Annotated in this window: 20 protein-coding genes and 1 tRNA gene; 9 read left to right on the top strand and 12 right to left on the bottom strand. The window is 59.5% G+C overall.

Annotation, left to right across the window (positions count from 1 at the left end; translation table 11 throughout):
* Nucleotides 1-66: 66 nt before the first annotated feature.
* The gene (locus tag AY555_RS05495) at nt 67-963 is read left to right on the top strand and encodes a LysR family transcriptional regulator ArgP (protein WP_066134458.1); all 897 of its coding nucleotides are present in this window, start codon (nt 67-69) and stop codon (nt 961-963) included.
* Nucleotides 964-1,483: 520 nt separating this feature from the next.
* On the opposite strand, the gene AY555_RS05485 is transcribed toward AY555_RS05495, so the two are convergent.
* From AY555_RS05485 to AY555_RS05460, 6 genes are all read right to left on the bottom strand, one after another.
* On the bottom strand, nt 1,484-2,224 hold the full coding sequence (locus AY555_RS05485) for a class I SAM-dependent methyltransferase (RefSeq protein ID WP_066134453.1): 741 nt from the start codon (nt 2,222-2,224) through the stop codon (nt 1,484-1,486).
* Nucleotides 2,225-3,028: 804 nt separating this feature from the next.
* The gene (locus tag AY555_RS05480; RefSeq protein ID WP_156483312.1) at nt 3,029-3,400 is read right to left on the bottom strand and encodes a hypothetical protein; all 372 of its coding nucleotides are present in this window, start codon (nt 3,398-3,400) and stop codon (nt 3,029-3,031) included.
* A gap of 327 nt (nt 3,401-3,727) precedes the next feature.
* Nucleotides 3,728-4,102, bottom strand: coding sequence for a class I SAM-dependent methyltransferase (locus AY555_RS05475; RefSeq protein WP_066134448.1), 375 nt, complete (start codon nt 4,100-4,102; stop codon nt 3,728-3,730).
* A gap of 94 nt (nt 4,103-4,196) precedes the next feature.
* Nucleotides 4,197-4,505, bottom strand: coding sequence for a hypothetical protein (locus AY555_RS05470; protein ID WP_156483311.1), 309 nt, complete (start codon nt 4,503-4,505; stop codon nt 4,197-4,199).
* Between the two features lie 69 nt (nt 4,506-4,574).
* The gene (locus tag AY555_RS05465) at nt 4,575-4,865 is read right to left on the bottom strand and encodes a hypothetical protein (protein WP_066134444.1); all 291 of its coding nucleotides are present in this window, start codon (nt 4,863-4,865) and stop codon (nt 4,575-4,577) included.
* 242 nt (nt 4,866-5,107) lie between these two features.
* A complete protein-coding gene (locus AY555_RS05460) occupies nt 5,108-5,614 on the bottom strand; it encodes an asparagine synthase-related protein (protein WP_156483310.1) in 507 nt (168 codons plus the stop codon).
* 21 nt (nt 5,615-5,635) lie between these two features.
* On the opposite strand from AY555_RS05460, the gene AY555_RS05455 reads away from it, so the two are divergent.
* Entirely contained in the window at nt 5,636-5,887 is a 252-nt protein-coding gene (locus AY555_RS05455) for a hypothetical protein (protein ID WP_156483309.1), read from the top strand.
* Nucleotides 5,888-6,175: 288 nt separating this feature from the next.
* Here AY555_RS05455 and AY555_RS05450 read toward each other — a convergent pair.
* Nucleotides 6,176-6,251 (bottom strand) — tRNA-Ala (locus AY555_RS05450).
* Nucleotides 6,252-6,416: 165 nt separating this feature from the next.
* Here AY555_RS05450 and AY555_RS05445 point away from each other — a divergent pair.
* Genes AY555_RS05445 through folD form a run of 3 tightly spaced genes read left to right on the top strand, consistent with a single transcriptional unit; the run spans nt 6,417 to nt 7,931 of the window.
* A complete protein-coding gene (locus AY555_RS05445) occupies nt 6,417-6,728 on the top strand; it encodes a YggT family protein (protein ID WP_066134435.1) in 312 nt (103 codons plus the stop codon).
* Nucleotides 6,715-7,053 carry a DUF167 family protein gene (locus tag AY555_RS05440; RefSeq protein ID WP_245176887.1) on the top strand — a complete coding sequence of 113 codons (339 nt, stop codon included), beginning with the start codon at nt 6,715-6,717 and terminating at the stop codon, nt 7,051-7,053. Before AY555_RS05445 ends, AY555_RS05440 begins: the two co-directional genes overlap by 14 nt.
* Entirely contained in the window at nt 7,050-7,931 is an 882-nt protein-coding gene (gene folD / locus AY555_RS05435) for a bifunctional methylenetetrahydrofolate dehydrogenase/methenyltetrahydrofolate cyclohydrolase FolD (RefSeq protein ID WP_066134432.1), read from the top strand. The genes AY555_RS05440 and folD overlap by 4 nt, the downstream gene beginning before the upstream one ends.
* Nucleotides 7,932-7,962: 31 nt before the next feature.
* Here the strand turns inward: folD and AY555_RS05430 are convergent, their stop codons facing one another.
* The 4 genes from AY555_RS05430 to AY555_RS05415 are packed head-to-tail and all read right to left on the bottom strand — an operon-like array spanning nt 7,963 to nt 10,779.
* Nucleotides 7,963-9,294, bottom strand: coding sequence for a CCA tRNA nucleotidyltransferase (locus AY555_RS05430; protein WP_066134429.1), 1,332 nt, complete (start codon nt 9,292-9,294; stop codon nt 7,963-7,965).
* On the bottom strand, nt 9,291-9,575 hold the full coding sequence (locus AY555_RS05425) for a DUF6111 family protein (RefSeq protein ID WP_066134426.1): 285 nt from the start codon (nt 9,573-9,575) through the stop codon (nt 9,291-9,293). Before AY555_RS05425 ends, AY555_RS05430 begins: the two co-directional genes overlap by 4 nt.
* Complete coding sequence (locus tag AY555_RS05420) at nt 9,575-10,207, bottom strand: CoA pyrophosphatase (protein WP_066134420.1); 633 nt, start codon at nt 10,205-10,207, stop codon at nt 9,575-9,577. The genes AY555_RS05425 and AY555_RS05420 overlap by 1 nt, the downstream gene beginning before the upstream one ends.
* Nucleotides 10,204-10,779: a DUF1285 domain-containing protein gene (locus AY555_RS05415; protein ID WP_066134417.1), complete on the bottom strand. Its 576-nt coding sequence runs from the start codon at nt 10,777-10,779 to the stop codon at nt 10,204-10,206. Before AY555_RS05415 ends, AY555_RS05420 begins: the two co-directional genes overlap by 4 nt.
* A 66-nt stretch (nt 10,780-10,845) precedes the next feature.
* Here AY555_RS05415 and AY555_RS05410 point away from each other — a divergent pair, with 66 nt between their 5' ends.
* The 4 genes from AY555_RS05410 to AY555_RS05395 are packed head-to-tail and all read left to right on the top strand — an operon-like array spanning nt 10,846 to nt 17,639.
* Nucleotides 10,846-11,883: an AAA family ATPase gene (locus AY555_RS05410; protein WP_156483308.1), complete on the top strand. Its 1,038-nt coding sequence runs from the start codon at nt 10,846-10,848 to the stop codon at nt 11,881-11,883.
* Nucleotides 11,884-11,896: 13 nt separating this feature from the next.
* A complete protein-coding gene (locus AY555_RS05405; protein ID WP_066134414.1) occupies nt 11,897-12,802 on the top strand; it encodes a DUF58 domain-containing protein in 906 nt (301 codons plus the stop codon).
* Nucleotides 12,796-15,525, top strand: coding sequence for a DUF4159 domain-containing protein (locus AY555_RS05400; RefSeq protein ID WP_066134412.1), 2,730 nt, complete (start codon nt 12,796-12,798; stop codon nt 15,523-15,525). The genes AY555_RS05405 and AY555_RS05400 overlap by 7 nt, the downstream gene beginning before the upstream one ends.
* Nucleotides 15,522-17,639, top strand: coding sequence for a hypothetical protein (locus AY555_RS05395; RefSeq protein WP_066134410.1), 2,118 nt, complete (start codon nt 15,522-15,524; stop codon nt 17,637-17,639). Before AY555_RS05400 ends, AY555_RS05395 begins: the two co-directional genes overlap by 4 nt.
* On the opposite strand, the gene AY555_RS05390 is transcribed toward AY555_RS05395, so the two are convergent.
* Nucleotides 17,593-19,380, bottom strand: a complete 1,788-nt coding sequence (locus AY555_RS05390; protein WP_156483306.1) for a bifunctional diguanylate cyclase/phosphodiesterase — start codon at nt 19,378-19,380, stop codon at nt 17,593-17,595. The genes AY555_RS05395 and AY555_RS05390 overlap by 47 nt on opposite strands.
* Between the last annotated feature and the right edge of the window lie 351 nt (nt 19,381-19,731).

The raw sequence follows: 19,731 nt of genomic DNA, 5'->3' as shown, positions 1-19,731 counted from the left end.
CCTTGCCCAGCGCGGGGAGTAAAGGCAAACTCACTTTTCTTTATCCAGTTAAGGGAAACTAATCTTATGCTGGACTATGCCGCGCTTTCTGTGGTGGCAACTGTTATCCGGGAAGGAAGCTTCGAGCGGGCTGCACGCATCCTGCACGTCACACCATCGGCCATTTCGCAACGCGTCCGCCAGCTGGAGGAACGTGTGGGCTGTGCCCTAGTCATCCGCGACCAGCCGTGCCGGGCAACCGATACCGGCCGACGCCTGTGCCAGCACATGGACCGGGTGCGCCTTCTGGAACAGGATCTTCAAGACACGCTGCCAGCTCTGGCGCCCGAAGGCGTGACCCGGGTTCCATTGCCTGTTGCGGTCAATGCCGACAGTTTGGCGACCTGGCTGGCCCCTCCCCTGGCGGCTTTTGCCGCACAGGCCCCGGTGCTGATGGATATTGCCGTGGATGACCAGGATCACACCATGGAATGGCTGCGCAACGGATCAGTTCTGGCTGCTGTCACCGCCTCGGCCCGGCCGGCCGCCGGCTGCAACAGCCAGCCCCTTGGAGCCATGCGCTACCGTGCGGCCGCAAGCCCTGCCTTTATCCGGCATTATTTCGCTGATGGCGTGGGATCCGGAAGCTTGGCCCGCGCCCCCAGCCTGGTGTTCAATACCAAGGACGAGCTGCAGGCACACTGGGCCCGGCGCTTGTGCCACCGGAACATTGAACTACCCCGGCACACGCTGCCCTCGCCGCAGGCTTTTACAACCGCCGCCATGGCGGGCATGGGCTGGGGGTTGCATCCACAGGCGCTGATTGCCAAACATCTTGGGGATGGCTCCCTTGTGGAGCTGGTGCCCGATACGCCGCTGGATGTGCCACTGTACTGGCAACAGGCCCGGGCGGCGTCAACCGTTCTGGATGACCTGACCCGCCACGTGATGGCCGCAGCACGGGCGGCACTGCTTCCGCCCTGAAGGTTTTTATGGGTCTGAATGCACAAAGGCCCGACCTGTTACGGTCAGGCCTTTGGACATTATGGCGGAACTCATTTACTACCAAACCAATCATAGGCGGTATGGCGCGCATTAACAAACCCATCTCACGCCCAGTCTTACGTACCATGAACAAAGGAGCGAGAAGCGGACTCAGCCACCAAAGCACATTCTTCGGCAACCGCTTGGTCACCCAACGAATGGGCTTGATCGCCATCGTTGCAGGCATGACCATGTAAAAAGATACGACCAACACACCCTGATCGTTCAGATTGGCGACCATGCGCTTGAATACACCCTCTGGGTCTGCAGTGCACTAAATCGCTCCAACCATGCCTCCCTCCCCCTGAACAAATATCGGCCACTACTTTGCCATCAGAATGGTCGCTCTAAATTCCCATATCTTTAAAAAGGCATCGATAAAAAGCCCACGCACTACCGGTAACCTGTTGCTGCGTCCATTTCCAACCGAAAGAAGCGACAGATTTTTGTGTTTGCATGATTATACTGACGCTCCATTATCAATCTTGCGCGCCAGAACAATGTAATGTGTTGCCATTATTTTACTATAAAGGCGCAGTCCAATTAACTTGAGAACAAAAAGCTCCAAAATCCGTTTAGTCCAATGATTAAACGGCGAATAGGGAGCAGAAACATAATGATAATCCCGAATAACCAGGAGGCCAGACTTTTTCAGAAACTCCTTAAATGTTGCCTTATTCCAGAAGTTCACATGCCCTAATGGATTGTCATTTCGCGGCCTTCCTTTCAAACGAGCAACCAAGTCCGCCCAAATGCACTTCTCCAACGGCACCTCCAAAACCAACCATTCTGCCTTTTCTGCAATACCAACCAACGCAACTTCTGGCTGATCGATATGTTCGAGCACATGCGAAGAAACGACGACATCAAAACTATGGGGAGTAAGACTATTCAAGGCATCAATCGTGGCGAAAGTGAGCCCCTCCCGGGCGAAAGACTGTTGTGCATTATTTATGCCGGTCTTGCTGACGTCGACACCCATAACCTCTGCGCCAAAGCCGTTGCTCCATAGCCAGTAGGTCAATACTCCGTTACCACATCCATAGTCCAGAACCTTGCGGGCTTGTCGCATTTCACCCCAAACCTTCTTGATGGCTGGATAGCGATCACGCACAGCAGAGTCGAATGCATATGCCTGCTGGTAGAGCGAGTCAGCCCAAAACTGCTCGTAAAAGCCATCATCTATCTTCTTTTCATCCATATCTTCTAACCAATCCTATCTTTTTCAAAGCCTTGGTAATCAACCCGGCAGTATGTGCACCAAGCAACAGCATTACTGCAGCCCCAATTGTTTCCCTCCGGACGGTCATTGATACGGCACAACGATAAATTTTCCACGCATCTTCTGGCAAACCGGCCAGTTCTAAATAAACGGCAAGTCTTAAGAGACTTGTACGATAAATCCGTGGTGCACGTTGTTGGTATAGCCCGCCAAAGGTTTCCAGAGCAACGACACACTGTTTCTATCGCCTTCGCAGGGCTCGTCCAACCCTTGGAGACAGAGCCTGCTTGACCTTGGTGATAAATACGCAAAACCTTATTCGCAACCCAAAACTGGCCGTCGCGCGCGTAATTGATATAACTTACTATCCCGCAAGATTTTCGTGTTTGCAGATCAATATATAGTTTTCTGCGCACATAATCGCCCCGAACTACCGGAAGATATTCACCTGAGTGTCGTTCGCTCAGCACATCATCTAAGCTCAGCAACTCTGTGTAATCTTGATCAAACGCTGTGGCCACACCAAACTGATTGCAGCATGCGGTATAGATAAGCTGGCATAAAGAAGGGCATTCCTGAATGATTGCCCCGAAAACAGGGGGCTCTCGATCCTCTGGAATGCCACACAGCGACAGTACCTGAGCTAAAAAAGTGCATAGCGCCCTGACACACTCATCTTCTAAGCTTTGGCATCAAGCAAAGCACGAAAATACTTTTCTACACCACGTCCTTGCCATCCCGAAAGCGTACTGCTGCAACATGCAAGGTAGCCTTTTAAAATACTCATAATTCTCTCTTACAATCAAATCGCAGTTCCGCGTGAAAAGTGAAGGGTATTTTTCCAAATTGAAAATATAAGTATAACGTACAAAATGCATGTACAAAAACGATGGCCAGCAAAGGGGGAAGGTAACCTACGCGACCAAACAATATACCTAGCAGAGAGAGCTTAACGACCGTTTCAAGTGCCGCAATTTTGATCCGTGGCCGGGTATTCATCAAGCAGTAGGCCATTTCTGCCGGCCATCGGGTTGCTGCTACAAAGAACAGTGCTGCGGCGGCTATCATGCAGCGCCAATTCCCCGCTGAGGCATGTTCTCTACCCAATAGATTGACGATCCACTTGCCAATCAGCGCCACAATGGCTGCCAGCATAAGCATGGCTCGCAGGCCTTTATTATAATTTTCCTAGAGTGCTTCGCGTTCACCACGAGCATCCATAGCGATAAAGAATGATGCGAACGAACCGGGAAGCCGCCAGATACAGATTTCGGGTATACGCCAGAGTAAATAATAGGTTGCCGCAGCCCCTGGTCCTGCAAACCAACCGATAATCAAGACGTCGACCTGTAATGTTAGGAGTAAAACACCGTAGACAGCATAGTCACGCCCGACTTTGCCGCTTACTCGACTCCATAACTCGCGCCATCCAGAAATGCGACGTTTTAAATGAAGAAGATAGTCGTCTTTTTGCCAGTGAAGCTAGGCCAGCGTACGCGTTCTAAGTATCCCCAGGACTTGGGTACCTATCACCCCAAGCAAATCCATGTTTATGGATAACGTGCCAGCCTCGAAGGGTAAATTCTCGCCGATCCCCTGCCTGAAATAGACATTCTTGACATTGGCCGCCTTAGCCATGCTCTGTGCAACCGCAACCGCCTCTCCATCAGGTTCGATTCCGTGCACTTCAGCTGAAGGAAATTGACGCGCCAACGCAATGCAGTTGAAACCCGTCGAACAACCAACCTCCAGTATTTCCGAAGGTACCGTGTCAAGACCTTCACCCACACGAGCTGTTGTAAGAGTTGCACTGGCATAACTGGCAGCAATGTGTGTTTCCAGTGTTCCACCTTCCAAGACAAAGTGAAGATGTCAATGGTCCTGCGTGACACGCAACCATGCGTCCCAGCTTGATTGCACATTTACGTCAATTGGAATCACTTGCATCTGCCTAGGCATGCCTGATTACCGCCAAGAAAGATGACGCCAGTCGCGGGTAGAAAGCTGACAAGGTGTTGATAAGATAGGATTTAATGATATTCGACTTGGTTCGTCGATCAATATGATCGAAAAACACAATATCGGCGAGTTGGAAGCCACAACGGTCGCAAATGGCTTGGATGTGCTCCGGGCAATAGGCCATGACATGATTCCAATACACATTCAGAGACCTGCCGGTCAGTATCTGGCCAAACGCCAGTCCAGATGTAGCATTCGGCGTCGTAACGCAGAGAACACCTTGTAGCGTGAGATGACGCATAAGGTTTTCAACCGCGTTGACCAGAGCATTTATGTGCTCAATCACGTCCAAAAGGACGATAAGATCGAATTACCTGCCTAGAGCCCTATCCTCACAGTTGGCATTCAAAATCTCCACCCCATACTTTGAGGCATGATCGATACCTTCTTGGTCAATGTCCACCCCCGTCAGGCTTGCTGCCACAGCACCTAATCTATGATGCAGCCAGACAGACTGGTTATCCGGCAAATACCCCTTAATCCCGCCTGCCGCCCCAACATTAAGCACATCTTTATCCGAAGCCAGACCCTCTATATAGCCGAATAGATCGTTTATTCGCCTCGGCTTAATTTCCAGTCTTACTAAATCATTGACTCGCATTTAATGTTTCCGTTCTCAGCCAAATTTGTAGCGCCAGTATTTTTGCAATCCTGTTCGCAGATACAGTACCGGCAATGAATCCCTGCCATTCAGCTCTGTTTCATGCCGTGTCAAACATGCCCTGAGCATCATCAGCCGACTCTACCGCTCGCTGACGCCAAGGCCCTCTTAACACGTTGGAATCCTGTATCCCCACGCCAAAACCTCGCTTTGGTGCTTTTAGTCGTGCGTCTGGCATGAGATCAGACACAGCCTGTCGCAAGGATAGCCTTTAGCCCGTTTGAATTCTTAAGACTAGGTATTTTTTCAGCAGGCGTGGCCAGAGCAAACGACACCATCTCCTGATCAAAGAAAGGAGACCGAAACTCTACAGGCGCCACCATGGCTGGAAGATCACCCGCGATGGTGACCGGGTGCAGGTTTTCCACCCTCAGACTAACAAAATAGGACTCATCGATGAAGTGAGGCGAAGGACAAAGATCGTCCCAGCAAGCCAGTTCTTCGGCGGCAACGTTGGCGAGACCCGCCTGAGCACCGGCAGAGAGAAAATGTGCCCATTCTGAATTTGCGAGACTGCGGTACCAGGTGACCTTGCTCTCACCGGGCTTGGCTACAATCCAGCCCAGACGGGTAGGCTTCAATGGCGATAAGAGCTTTCTTGTCGGCGCAAGGTGATCACGCCGTTCAACACCCGCATCGAGTTCATCGATGAGGTGGCCCGTGAGGGCCAGCAACGTAAACTTAAGCACCCCAGCCCTTTGCTATGGGCCTTGGGGCTCGCACACCACTGGAAGCGGCTGCTTGACGATGATCGCTTTGACTCGTTGACCGAGATTGCTGCGGCCGATGACATGAACATCAGTCAGGCCTGTCGGATTGCCAAGCTGGCCTACCTAGACCCAAAGATCATCTACGCCACTCTTGGACCAGGCAGCAAGATAGCGCTGGAGCACTTCATTCGGGGCGGTGACCTTCCCACCGAGTGGCGGGCGCAACGAGCAAGACGGGGGCTGCACCAATAGCCACAACGACAGCACCCCCAGCAAATGGCAGCCCTCGGGGCGGCTTTCTTGAATCCGTCAGGCAAATTGCACTATGCCCGCACAAAACCATGACGTGCTTGACCGTTACACCCTAGCCACTTTGACAATATTAAATTTTCTTGATTCCATGCCTTGAATGTTCAAGATCCCGGCAGAGAATAGGGTCGCTGACGCAGGACCGTTCAAGAGTAAAATGCGCCGAACCCCGCCAATACAGGGGGTTCTGGCAAAAAAATCCCGACTGACAAGAGTCGGGATCGGTATGAATGGTGGAGCTGAGCGGGATCGAACCGCTGGCCTCGTCATTGCGAACGACGCGCTCTCCCAACTGAGCTACAGCCCCATTATGCAAAAGGGATGCGGATAATCTCCGGAACCCCCTTGACTGTCAAGACCGTTTCTGGCCCTGCACCGACAGCCGGATGGCCATGTCTGTTTCCCTTGCACCGCAGGGGGCATCCCGCTAGGGTAAGGCCGTATTTCAGATTTGACCGGCAGGTAATACCTCATGCAGGCTGTCAGTGGTTTTTTTCAGGTTCTGGATGCGATCCTGAGTTTTTATGAGTGGATCGTGATTGCTTCGGTCATCCTCAGCTGGCTGTTTGCATTCAATGTCCTGAATTACAGCAACGGCGCAGTGCGGACCATCAGTGATATTGTCCACCGCCTGACAGAACCGGTCTTGGAACAAATCCGCCGGGTTGTTCCGATCATGGGCAACTTGGATCTGTCGCCGCTGGTTCTGTTTTTCGCCATTATGCTGGTCCGGGCCTCTGTTCTCCCGGGCCTGCACGAGCTGGTTCTCCGTGCCCTGTTCTGAAGCCTCGGATCATTCTCTTTTGTTCAAGCCCACGGCCGATGGAATCCGGCTGGTGGTGCGCCTGACCCCGAAAGCCGGGGCCAATGCCATCCGGTCCCGCGCCCTAGAAGCGGACGGAACGCCGGTGCTGAAAGTATCAGTCACCGCAGTTCCGGAAAACGGCAAGGCCAACACAGCCCTGATTGCCCTGCTGGCCAAGGCGTGGAAACTGCCGAAAAGCACCTTTTCCATTGTTTCCGGCACGACGGACCGCCGCAAGACCGTACAGATTTCCGGCGATCCTGCCATTCTGATCCCCCACATTACCGGGATATTACCGCCATGACTGATCCTTCTGCCCGTTTGATCGACGGCAAGGCCTTTGCCGCATCCCTGCGCCAGTCCATCGCGACCGAGGTTGGCCGCCTGAAAGACCGCCTTGGCACCGTGCCGGGGCTGGCGGTCCTGATGGTTGGCGATGATCCGGCCAGCGATGTCTATGTCCGCAACAAGGCGCGCCAGACCGCAGAATGCGGCATGAAATCGGTGGAACGCCGCTTTGCCGCCTCGCTGACGGAAACCGACCTGCTGGAAGAAATCGCCCGCCTGAACGATGACCCGACCATTCACGGCATTCTGGTCCAACTTCCCCTGCCGGCGCATATCAATGCCGACCGGGTTATTGCCGCCATCCGCCCGGACAAGGACGTGGACGGTTTTCACCCGGTCAACGCCGGGCTGCTGGCCACCGGCGGCAAGGGGCTGGTGCCATGCACCCCGCTCGGCTGCCTGCTTTTGCTGCGCGATGTGCTGGGGGACATGACCGGTCTTCAGGCCGTGGTGGTCGGGCGATCCAACATTGTCGGCAAGCCGATGGCCCAGCTGCTGCTGCAAGAAAGCTGCACCGTGACCGTGGCCCATTCCCGCACCCGTGACCTGCCCGCCATCTGCCGCCAGGCCGATATTCTGGTGGCAGCCGTCGGGCGTCCGGCCATGATCCGTGGCGACTGGATCAAGCCCGGGGCCACAGTTATCGACGTCGGGATCAACCGCATTGCGGCAGAGGGCGGCAAGACCCGCCTGACCGGCGATGTCGCCTTTGACGAGGCGGCCCGCGTTGCCGGGGCCATCACCCCGGTTCCCGGCGGTGTCGGGCCGATGACCATTGCCTGCCTGCTGCGCAACACGCTGACCGCGTTTGCCCGCATCAACAACCAAGACTGAAGCGACCCGGCGCAAAGCCGAAGGGGTGGCCTCACCCTGCTTCGGGGTCCGGCGACGGGGGACGCAGGGATGACAGAAGGGCGGCACGGTCCAGCCGGCACCCGCTGTGAAGCCACTCCCCCTGAAGTCGCGCCAGCTCCTGGCCAAGAAGTGGCCCGGACCGGTATCCATTGGCCAAAAGATCCCGGCCTTTCAGGGGGAATGACGGAACGGGCAGCGACAGGGCCAGATCCAGGGCACGTTGCCACGAAGCGCTGCGCCGGGGACACAGCCTGTGCTCTCCGTCGCGCTCAGAGGACCACACCAGAAGGATCATGTCCACCACCGTCTTTCGCCCCAGCCTGAAAAGAGCTGGAAGAAGAAGGGGTTCCCCCCCATCCGGGTCGGGGCAAGGCGTGGTATCCGACAAAACGGACAGGCGTTGCATCTGATGCGATGACAGGCGCAGGCGGCGGGCCACCTGCATGGCGGTGTGCGGATCAGTGTGCAGAACCGCAGCCAACCGACGCACAGGATCGGGTTCAACGCCATCCATCACCAGGCCCCGTGTTTCCAGGAACACCAGCTGACGCAACCGCCCGAACGCAACCGCCTCAGGCAGAATCTGTTCCAGAACCCGGGCCCCGCGCATCAGCAACAGAACATCGGTACAGGCCGGCGTTTCCAGGATGCCGATCAGTTCATCACGGATGCGTTCGGCCGACAGCTCCTTTAGATGCGGGGCCAGCGCCTGGCAAGCCGACAGGGCACCCGCGCTGGCCGGGGGGCGGCCAAAACGCGCATAGAAGCGGAAAAACCGCAGGATCCGCAGCCAGTCTTCGGCAATACGCTGCATCGGGCGGCCCACAAACACCACCCGGCCATGCGACAGATGCTCAAGACCGTCAAAGTAATCGTAGACCGCACCGTCCGGGGTTGCCGACAAGGCATTGATGGTAAAATCACGCCGGGCCGCATCAGCCATCCAGCAGGACGACCATTTCACAACGGCATGCCGGCCGTCCGTTTCCACATCTTCCCGCAGGGTGGTGATTTCAAAACTGTGATCTCCCACCCGGGCGGTCACGGTACCGTGTTGCAGGCCAGTGGGTATACAGCGCAAGCCAGCTTGCTCCAGCAGACGGATCACTGTATCGGGAGGATCAGGGGTGGCTAGGTCTATATCGCGCGGCATGACCCCCAGCAGGGCATCACGGACACAACCGCCAACAAAGCGCACAGTGGATCCTTCAGCCTGAAGAGCATCCACAACCGCCTTGGTTTCCGGCCACGACAGCCAGGGGACAGGCCCCAACTGACCCCACGGAGGACGTTCCCGGCGTGACCAGACCCGACGGGGTTCCTCCGGGGCGGACGCGGTCATTTCGCCCCGAACCCGCCGGGGACAATCCGCCCGTCCACCAGCTTTGGCGGTGTATAGGCATCACCGGGCTGGCCGGCTGGCTCGATCAGGGCCACAACGACCAGCGACAGGATGACCAAGATGAAACCTGCCAGAACGGCCACAAACCAGGCTCCCTTCTCAAGCGGCGGCACCGCACCGCCATGACGTTCCACCCAGCGGGTCCGCACCCGGACCCAAAGCACAAGGACAACCAGAGGCACCAGAAACGGCAACAGAACCGTGACCATGAACTGGACCATTACACACTATCACCTTTTCCCGACCCTGGATCCACAACCCCACCGCTGAGAACGCGTGACAGGTTGACCAACATGCCCGCTGTTGCCCCCCATATATAATAGTCCTTCCACGACAGGGAATAAAAAAGGCGGCTCTGTCCGTTGACAACGATCTGATTTTGCCTGTGATTGCGGGGATCCAAGACAAAATCCAGCGGAACCTCGAACACCTCGGCTACCTCGCCCGGGTCTGGATCCAAACCCAGCGGCGGCGAAAGCAGACCCACCACCGGTGTCACCCGGAAACCAGTCACGGTGCGATAGTCATCCAGACGGCCAACCACATCAACGCCGCGACGGTCCAGCCCGGTTTCCTCGGCGGTTTCACGCAGGGCACAGTCCACGGCATCCTTGTCCACAGCATCCAGCCTTCCACCGGGAAAGGCGATCTGCCCGGCGTGATGATCCAGATGATCGGTGCGGCGGGTCAGAAGAACCGTACAGGCCGACGGATGGCACACCAGCGGAACCAGAACCGCCGCCGGGCACAGCGTATCAGCACCAGAAAGAGGATCCGCATCCTCATCGGAAGACAAACCGGTTCCGTATCCCTGCTCCAGCATGGTGACCAGCCGGTCGCGTGAAAAAATCATGGTCCGGTTTGTCCCAGCGGAAAGAAAGACCCGCAGCTCCACACCCCGACCGTATCGGGACCGGCACCGCCCGGAGCGGCTTTTTGTGATGATGCCGCGACAGTCACGCACAGCGCCAGATCGACCATACGGTAATACACCGGGCGGCTCAGGCGTGCCTCCAGCCCTTTCCTGATGTAGATATAAGGCAGGGGGCATCCTGTCGCACGGTCGCGCGCCATACGCAGAGGATGGGCATCATCAAGCACCACAACGTCATCGACGTTGGTATGCAGGCTGATGACCTGATCCGGGCCGGGATGGGCAACGGTCATGTCCACGGCCACAAAGGGAACATCGGCCACGCTGACGGTGCCGCGCTCTGCCGGTGTCACAAGCCAGTAGGTACCGGATGCATCGCGCGACAGGACCGAGGCAAACAGGCGGACCAGTTCCGGACGACGAATGGGGGAGCCAAGATAAAACCAGTCGCCATTGCGGTCGATCGACAGACCAAGATCACCGCAGCTGTCAGGCACCAAGCTCCGCAGTACGGCATCGGCAGGTTCAGCATCGTGATCGTGGTGGCCCATCGGCACTGTCCCCTCGTTGTCCAGCCCGGACGGCGCATTATACTAGGAAAGCGTGGAGAAGGCATTATGAACAAACCGAATTCATCCTTTCCCGGTCCTATCAACCCTCCGCCCCTGTCCACCGAACGACAGGACCAGCTGATGGATCTGGTATCCCGCGCACACCGGGCCGTGGCATCGGTTATCTTTGGCCAGGATCAGGTGATCAATGAAAGCTTGGTGACACTTCTGGCCGGGGGGCATGTGCTGCTGGTGGGGGTGCCGGGGTTAGCCAAGACCCGATTGGTGCAGGCCATGGGGCAGGTTCTGGGTCTGGAAACACGGCGGATCCAGTTTACGCCCGACCTGATGCCGGCCGACATCTTGGGATCGGAAATCCTGGACACCGCACCGGAAGGGCACCGCTGGTTCCGCTTTGTACCCGGGCCGGTATTCACTCAGCTGCTGATGGCCGACGAGGTCAACCGCGCCGGGCCACGCACCCAGTCCGCACTGCTGCAGGCCATGCAGGAACATGAAGTGTCCATCGCCGGGCAGACCCACCGGTTGCCGGCTCCCTTTCATGTGCTGGCAACGCAGAACCCGATTGAGCAGGAAGGCACCTATCCCCTGCCCGAAGCCCAACTGGACCGCTTCATGATGCAGGTGGATGTCGGGTACCCCGACCTAGATGCCGAGCGCCAGATGCTGATGGCAACCACGGGCACCGCCACCGTACACCTGCATCCGGTCATGACCGCCGAAGACCTGATGGCCGCGCAGGATCTGGTGCGGAGAATGCCGGTTGGAACACGGGTGGTGGAATCCATTCTGGCCCTGGTGCGGAACGGACGACCGGAGAGCAGCAATCTGGATATGGTCCGCCGCGCTGTGGCCTGGGGGCCTGGGCCACGGGCCAGTCAGGCGCTCACCATGGCTGTGCGGGCACGCGCCCTGCTGGACGGGCGGCTTGCGCCATCGGAGGCTGACGTCACCGCCCTCGCGGCACCGATCCTGCGGCATCGCATGGCTCTGACCTTTGCCGCACGGGCCGATGGCATCACCGTAGACGCTGTTGTCCGCGCCCTAGTCGCGGATCTGGAAACACCGGCCGCCGCAGCCTGAACGGAGGAAGACCGTGAAACCAGGGGCGCTGCCACTCTATCACCGGGCAGAAGGACTGGCGGCAAACCTGCCTCCACTGCTGCTGAAAGCCGAACAGGCCGCCGCCACCCTGCGCGGAGGCAACCACAGACGACGGGCCGCCGGCTACGGGGATTCCTTCTGGCAGTTCCGCCCTTGGGAGAACGGGGATACTACCTCGGCTATCGACTGGCGCCAGAGTGCCCGGCGGGACAACCTGCATATCCGCCAGCAGGAGCAGGTCTCTGCACGCAGCCTATGGTTCTGGTGTGCCGATGGCCCGTCGATGGCCTGGCATTCATCCCCCCATCTGCCGGAAAAGCGTGACCATGCCCGGCTGCTGGTCCTGACCCTGGCCTGTCTGGGGCTATGGGCGGGGGAACAGGTTGCCCTTCTGTCCCCGCGCATGCCACCCGGCAGCGGCCGCCCGGCCCTGATCCGCATGGCAACACATCTGGAAACACCGGCGCCGGAAACAGACCGGACCCTGCCCGCCCCGGACCCGGGAACGTTGCGCCATAGCCTAGTGATCTTGGTCGGCGATTTCTTGGATCCACCCGACACCCTCGAACACACCCTGCGCATCTGGACCGGAGCCGGCATTCGCGGTCATCTGGTCCAGGTTCTGGACCCGGCCGAGGAAAACCTGCCCTTTGACGGGCAAATCCGCTTCTTCCAGCCCGGACAGGTGGGCACACCGGGCCTTCTGGTATCCCGGGTCCGGGATATCCGCGAGGCCTACTGCCGCCGTCTGGAAGCACACCGCCGCCACCTAGAAACCATTGCCATGCAGTTCGGGTGGACCTTCAGCCTGCACCATACAGACCGCTCGCTAGAGCCGGTCCTGCTGGGCCTGCACAGCCGTCTGGGAACACACCGGATGACAGGCGGGCCATGCTGACAGGAACCCTGAGCATCCTGAACCCGTGGATACTGACCGGGCTGGTCATCCTTCCAGCTGTGTGGTGGTTGTTGCGCATCACCCCGCCGCCGGAACGGCACATGACCTTTCCGCCGCTGCGCTTGCTGGCCGACATGTACCCGAGCACCATCACCCCGGCCTGCACGCCGTTATGGATCCTGCTGCTGCGGGTGCTGATCTTGGCTCTGGTCCTAGCCGGGCTAGCCGGCCCGGTCATGGATGCGCGCCTGCCGGCAGAAAGCCGCCGACCGCTGTTGGTTGTGGTTGATACCGGCTGGGCCGCCGCAGCCGGATGGCAGGACCGGACCCGTGCCCTGAACACCGTTCTGGATGATGCCGCATCCTTGTCGCGTCCGGTTCAGGTTGTGGCCACCACCCTGCGCCCGGGGGAATCGTATCCGGCGGCTTCCCCCCGTGGCTCTGCCGCCGATGCCCGGGCATGGCTGCGCCGGATGGCACCGGCACCCCATCATCCCGACTACGCGGCGTTTGCAGCATGGCTGAACCGCCCCGGTACGGTTCCCGATGCGGTGGAAACCCTGTGGCTGAGTGATGGCCTGGAGCATCCGGAACAGGACGAAGCCGCCATGCTGTTGCAGCAGCGCGGTCCGGTAACCGTTCTGCTGGCACCGCCAACACGGACCGCCGTTCTGCTGCGTCCGCCGGAACGCACCGCAACGGGCATTGAGCTGACCGCCCGACGCCCGGATGACGGTCAGCTGCCCCCACGCACCTTGGTTGCCAGGGGTTTGGACCGGAACGGCACCGTACGGGTTTCCCAACCACTGACCCTGCCAGCCGGAACAACCGAAGCAACCATCACCCTGGACCTTGAGCCGGACTTGATTCCGCTTGTCACCCGCCTGGACATCACCGATCCCGGCGGGATCCCGCTTGGAGCCGGGGCTGTCCAGCTGACCGACGACCGCTGGCAACGCCTGCCGGCCGGTGTGGTCACACGGGGAGACAACAGCCTGCCTCTGCTGTCGGGGTCGTGGTATGCCGAACGGGCGCTGGCCGGATCACTGAGCGTGTATACAGGGTCGGTGACAACACTGCTGGCACGCCGGCTGTCAACGGTGGTCATACCGGGTGGCACCATTCCGGACAGCGAAGTGGAACCCCTGTCGCAATGGGTGGATCAGGGCGGGGTTCTGATCCGGTTTGCCGATACGGCCCTGGCCGAACGGGGTGATACGGCGCTGCTGCCGGTCTCGCTGCGTACCGGAGGACGCTTTATGGGCAAGGGGCTGAGCTGGCAGGAGCCATTGCCCTTGGCTCCCTTCGACAGCACCAGTCCCTTGTCTGGGTTGACCGTGCCAGACGGCATTACGGTTTCCACCCAACTGATGGCCCACCCCGGCCCGGAAACGGAAAGCCGGACCTGGGCCCGCCTGCGCGACGGAACCCCCCTGATAACCGGGCTGCGGTCCGGGGCGGGATGGATTGTACTGATCCACACATCAGCCAATACAGACTGGACCACCCTGCCCTTGTCCGGCCTGTTCCCGGCCCTGCTGGATCGTCTGGCCGGACTGGGAGCCGGCACCGCCGAAGCGGCAGCCCGTGACGCCCCCCTGCCGCCGTGGCAGGTGCTGGATGGTTACGGGCAACCTGTCACCCCGGGCGCAGGGGTCAAGCCGCTTCCCGCCGCAGCTGAAACGCCGGAAACCCGCATCACAGTCGGGCCGGAGCATCCGCCCGGATGGTACGGCATCCCCGGCAACCGGCAGGCCTTGTCCTTGGCGACCCGCACAACCGCAATGGACGCGCGCACCCACTGGCCAGATGGCATCTACGTACAAACGGCCGGAGAAACCGCAGCCACCCGCATGACATCCGGGCTTGGTCCGCTGCTGCTGGGCATGGCCCTGGCTCTGTTGGTGGCAGACAGCCTGATCCATGCCCTCCCCGCCGTGCGATCATGCCTGTTGCAGGGCCTGCGCCGGACCGGGGCCATGCTGGCCTTGATGACCCTGCTTCCCCTTGCCTCCGCAACACGGGCCGACGCTGCCGACAATCCCGATATAACCGATGCCTTGGACACACGCCTAGCCTGGGTTGCCACCGGCGATGTCGATATCGACATCCTGACTGAATCCGGACTGCAACGCCTGACCGGGGCTCTGGCCCTGCGCACTTCGGCCGAACTGGCCAAGCCACGTCGGATCAACCCACACACCGATACCCTGGAATTCTATCCCCTGATTTACTGGCCGGTCGCACCCGGTGCCGTGGGGGTTCCAACACAAACGCGGGACCGTGTCGCACGCTATCTGGAACGGGGCGGGCTGCTTGTTCTTGACGGACGCCACCCTGACAACGCAGCCGCCCTACGAACGGTGATGGCATCACTGGACCTGCCTCCCCTGCGGCGCATGCCCGAAGACCACGTTCTGACCCGCAGCTTTTACCTGCTGCCAAACCTGCCCGGACGCATTGCCAACGCCGATGTGTGGATCGGGGAACAGGCCGCCCGTGGCGAAGGGGTTTCGCCGGTTATCGCCAGCAGTGCCGACTGGGCCGGGGCATGGGCCTCCGATCGCCGGGGACACCCGGTCCTGCCGATGGTGCCTCCGGGCGAACGCGGGCGGGAGCTGGCCCTGCGCAGCGGGATCAACATGGTCATGTACGCCCTGACCGGTGATTACAAGGCCGATCAGGTGCATCTGCCGGCCATTCTGGAAAGGTTGACCCAATGATACCGGTCAACGGCATGGCAAACCTGTCCTTGGAACCCCTGCTGCCCCTGTGGCTGACAGGCGGGGCGTTTGTAATCATGCTGGTCCTGACCCTGCCCAGCCTGATTGCATCGGGCCGCCGGGAGGTATGGCGCCTTCTGCCGGCCTGCGTAGTGTGCGCTGCTCTGACCGGGCCGGTCCTGGTGCATGAAACACGGGAACCGGTGGATGACATTGTGCTGCTGGTCCTAGACGACAGCGACAGCATGCAGCATGGGCAACGTATTGCCCTGCGTGATTCCACCGTGGAAACGCTTCAGGCCCGGATCGGCCAGCATGCCCATATCCGGACACAGACTGTCATGGTCAACAGCCAAGGACAAAACGGGACGCGGCTGATGGGGGCGGTGGAACAAGCTGTGGCCGGGCTGGCTGGCCAGCCGGTTGCTGCGGTTATGCTGGTGACCGACGGGCAGGTGCACGACATGCCATCGGACCCTGACGCGGTACAGGCGCTGGCAAGCCGGATCAAGGCCCCAGTTCACACTCTTCTGACCGGAGCCCCGGGGGAGAAAGACCGGCGGATCCACATCGACTCCGCTCCGGACTTCGGCCTGATCGGACGGGAAGCCACCATCAGCATCACCATTTCAGAATACGACACCGGCGTTGCGGAAAGGTCCTCGCCCATTCCCCTGACGGTACGGATCAACAACGAACCGCCACAGGTACGGATGGTGATCCCCGGACGCAAACAGGACCTTGCCATTCCGCTGACCCATGCAGGACAGACCGTTGTTGGCCTGTCTGTTCCGCCCCTTGAAGGCGAACCGGATATCACCAACAACCGGACCGCCCTGGCAATCAACGGCATTCGCGATCGTGTCCGCATCCTGCTGGTCTCGGGCGAGCCGGCAATCGGGGAACGCGCCTGGCGCCGGCTGCTGAAGGCCGACCCCGGCATTGACCTGGTGCACTTTACGATCCTGCGTCCTCCGGCCAAAGACGACGGCACCCCCCTGCACGAGCTGGCGCTGATCACATTCCCGGTCCGGGAGCTGTTCGAGGAACGGCTGGCCGACTTCGACCTGGTCATTTTTGATCGCTACACCCGTCGATCCCTGGTACCGGGGCTGTTTCTGGAACGCTTGTCGGCCTATGTCCGTAATGGCGGGGCCTTGCTGCTATCGGCCGGACCTGAATTTGCCGGAGCCGGCAGCCTGGCCGAATCACCCCTGACCAGCGTTATTCCGGTCCAGCCAACCGGGCGCACGGTGCGCTCGCGCTTTGTACCGGGCCTGGACCCAGTCGGGTTCCGCCACCCGGTTACGGCCGACCTGCCGGATTCCGGAACGCAGGACCAGCCTCCATCGTGGGGGGCCTGGCTGCAATATGTTGAAGCCAACCCGGCCCGGGGCACAACCCTGATGCGGACCCCGCGGGAAGCCCCCCTGCTGGTTCTGGAACGCGTGGAAAAAGGACGCAGCGCCGTCATTCTGTCCGATACCCTGTGGCTGTGGGCCCGGGGCTGGGACGGTGGCGGACCACAAGCCGAGCTGCTGCGCCGGCTGGTCAACTGGCTGCTGGCCGAACCCGCGCTGGAAGAAGAATCCCTGCATGCGGCCATCGCCCCCGATACCGGCATCATGACAATAACCCGGCGCAGCCTGTCCGACCCGCCGGCAAACCGGCACGGAGTTACCATCACCGACCCGGACGGAAACCAGGTCACCGCCACCTTGCACACGGTCGCGCCAGGACGGGAACAGGTGCAGACAGAAGCAACCAAGCCGGGAATCTGGTCTGTTGATGATGGAAGCCGCCGCATTGTCACCGCATCGGGAACCGGCACCAGCCCGGAGCGTGCCTCCCTGATCACCACCGACCGCATGCTGGCCCCCTTGAGTCAGGCAGCCGGAGGCAGCATCATCTGGCTGGCACAGGACGGCGTGCCACAGCTGCGCAGCATCGACCCCGACGCAAGGCACCATGGCGGCCAATCTTGGATCGGCATGCGCCGCAACGAAGCCCACATCAGCAGCGGCGTGCACACGACACCGTTGCTACCCGCTGGCGTGGCCGCAATACTTATTCTGGGAACACTGGTTCTGGCATGGTGGCGGGAGGGGCGCTAGCCCTGCGGACCGGTTCCCCCAGACAGGCCACAACAATCCGGTCTGGCGCAGCCTTGGCTTCCGACTTCAGCCGGGCCATGGTCTCGGCCAGATGATCACAGCAACGCCCCCCGGCCCCTTGTGGAATGTGCACAACCGCCGCCGAAGCGGACAGAAGCGGAAAATACTGCCGGGTCCCGTTTCTGTCAGAAGCCACAATGTAGCCGTTGCGGCGGGCATCCGGATCATAAAAACTTTCAACATCTCGACGAAAACACGCGGTCAGGTCGCGCACGCGCTCCAGGACCATTTCAGGGCTGATGTTGCGGAACCCGGCAACAAAATCATCACCACCGATGTGGCCAATAAACACATCATCACGACGCAGATCGCGCACCAGAAGATTGGCAAACAGGACAATCGCCCGGTCCCCCTGCCGGAATCCATAGGTGTCGTTGAACGGCTTGAATCCATCAAAATCAAAGTAAACAATACACCAGGATGACTGGCTGTCCTCCATCACCCGGGCCATGTATGCGTTGATCATCGTATTGCCCGGCAAGCGGGTCAGCGGATTCTGGTCCCGCGCCACGGCCAGGTTCTTTTCATTCAGAAGCCGCAGCAGGGAACGGGCAGACAAAAAGCCGGCATAGCATCCGTCGGCAGTAATGATGATACCCTCGGAATCCTCGTCAGCCGAAAAAATCTCCAGGATCTTCTCCGCACTGGTCCGGATATCGGCTACTGGACAGGGCCAGAGAAAATCCCGCAGTTGACGGGCATAGCCCTTGTTCGACAACAGCTCCTTGCCATACGGCGCGTACACATAATTCTTCAGCGTCTGTTCGCGCACCAGGCCCAGCGGTTCTCCGTCGCAGGACACCACCGGGAAAAACGTGTGGGTGCTGTCAAGACGGAACCGCTCCAGCACATCGGCCAGCTGCGCATCTTCCGGGATAGGGGGAATACGGGTGATGCGGGCCTGGACCAGATCCTGGTCCGTTTCCGCACGCCGGCGGTCACGGGCGTTGATATCCCGCGCACGGGAAAGCACCTGCTCCATATCAGGACGACAGCAGGGATCGGACTCTCCACCAAACAGCGGGCCCTGAACCAAATCAAGACCGGCCTCGCGGCAAGCCAGATACTCCTGCTCGGTCTCGACACCCTGGGCCATGACTCGAACCCCAAGAAGATGGGAAAGGTTGACCATGTGCCCTAGGAAAATGCGGCGACGGCTGCTGCTAAGGCCGCCGGTAATGAAGAAACGGTCAAGCTGGATGTAATCCGGATTGGCTAGGAACAGAAGCAGGAGACCGGACGACCCCGTGCCAAAATGGCTGATGGCAACCCGACCGGCCACAGCCCGCAGGGCATTCAGGCCCTCCATTGCCTCGTCGCAAACCCGAACTGGCCCATGGGCTTCCAGCGCCAGAACCACACGACCACGATCAACCCCGTAGGCTTCCATCAACACGCCCAATTGCCGGGCCAGACGATCCGAATACCCCAGTACACGCACATCCATGCTGACAAAGAGCAGGTGTTCTTCCCACCGGGGACACTGCACAAACGCATGCAAGGCCAGCCGGAATACCTCGGCCGTAACATCAGATAAAACCCCGGCAGCAGCAGCCTGCACAAAAAGCGGCTGAAGACCTTGCATAGAATGCGTGTCGTCGCTGCCATCGACCAAGACAGCCTCGTACCCGATGCAGCGGGCACTGTGCAGGCTGACAACCGGCAGCAGGGCCACGCGCATGCCCTGCACCTGCCTGATCACCTGTTCACTGGTACTGGATAGCAAAACGGACAGATCCCTTTTTTATTTTCTGTTCCGGGGCAACCGGAGAGCACAACCATATATACGTTAATATGCAACAGATATACGCGGAAGGGGCAGTTGACCAGCAACGCACCACAAATGCAAGATGTTTTGTCCACCGTATCCCGCTTCTCAGGCCCACACCGGCTCGTGGGTTCCAACCCCGTCACGCACGCCACAACCGGACAGGACAACCGCAACACGAAGAGCAGACAACCATGAAATCCTTTTCTGCGGAGGGCTTCTCAAGACGGGGGAAGCAGCCTACCCTGTGGACACGAATGTTTC

The sequence above is a fragment of the Haematospirillum jordaniae genome (genome assembly GCF_001611975.1).
Classification (GTDB): domain Bacteria; phylum Pseudomonadota; class Alphaproteobacteria; order Rhodospirillales; family Rhodospirillaceae; genus Haematospirillum; species Haematospirillum jordaniae.
This window is presented reverse-complemented; position numbering and strand designations above follow the sequence as displayed.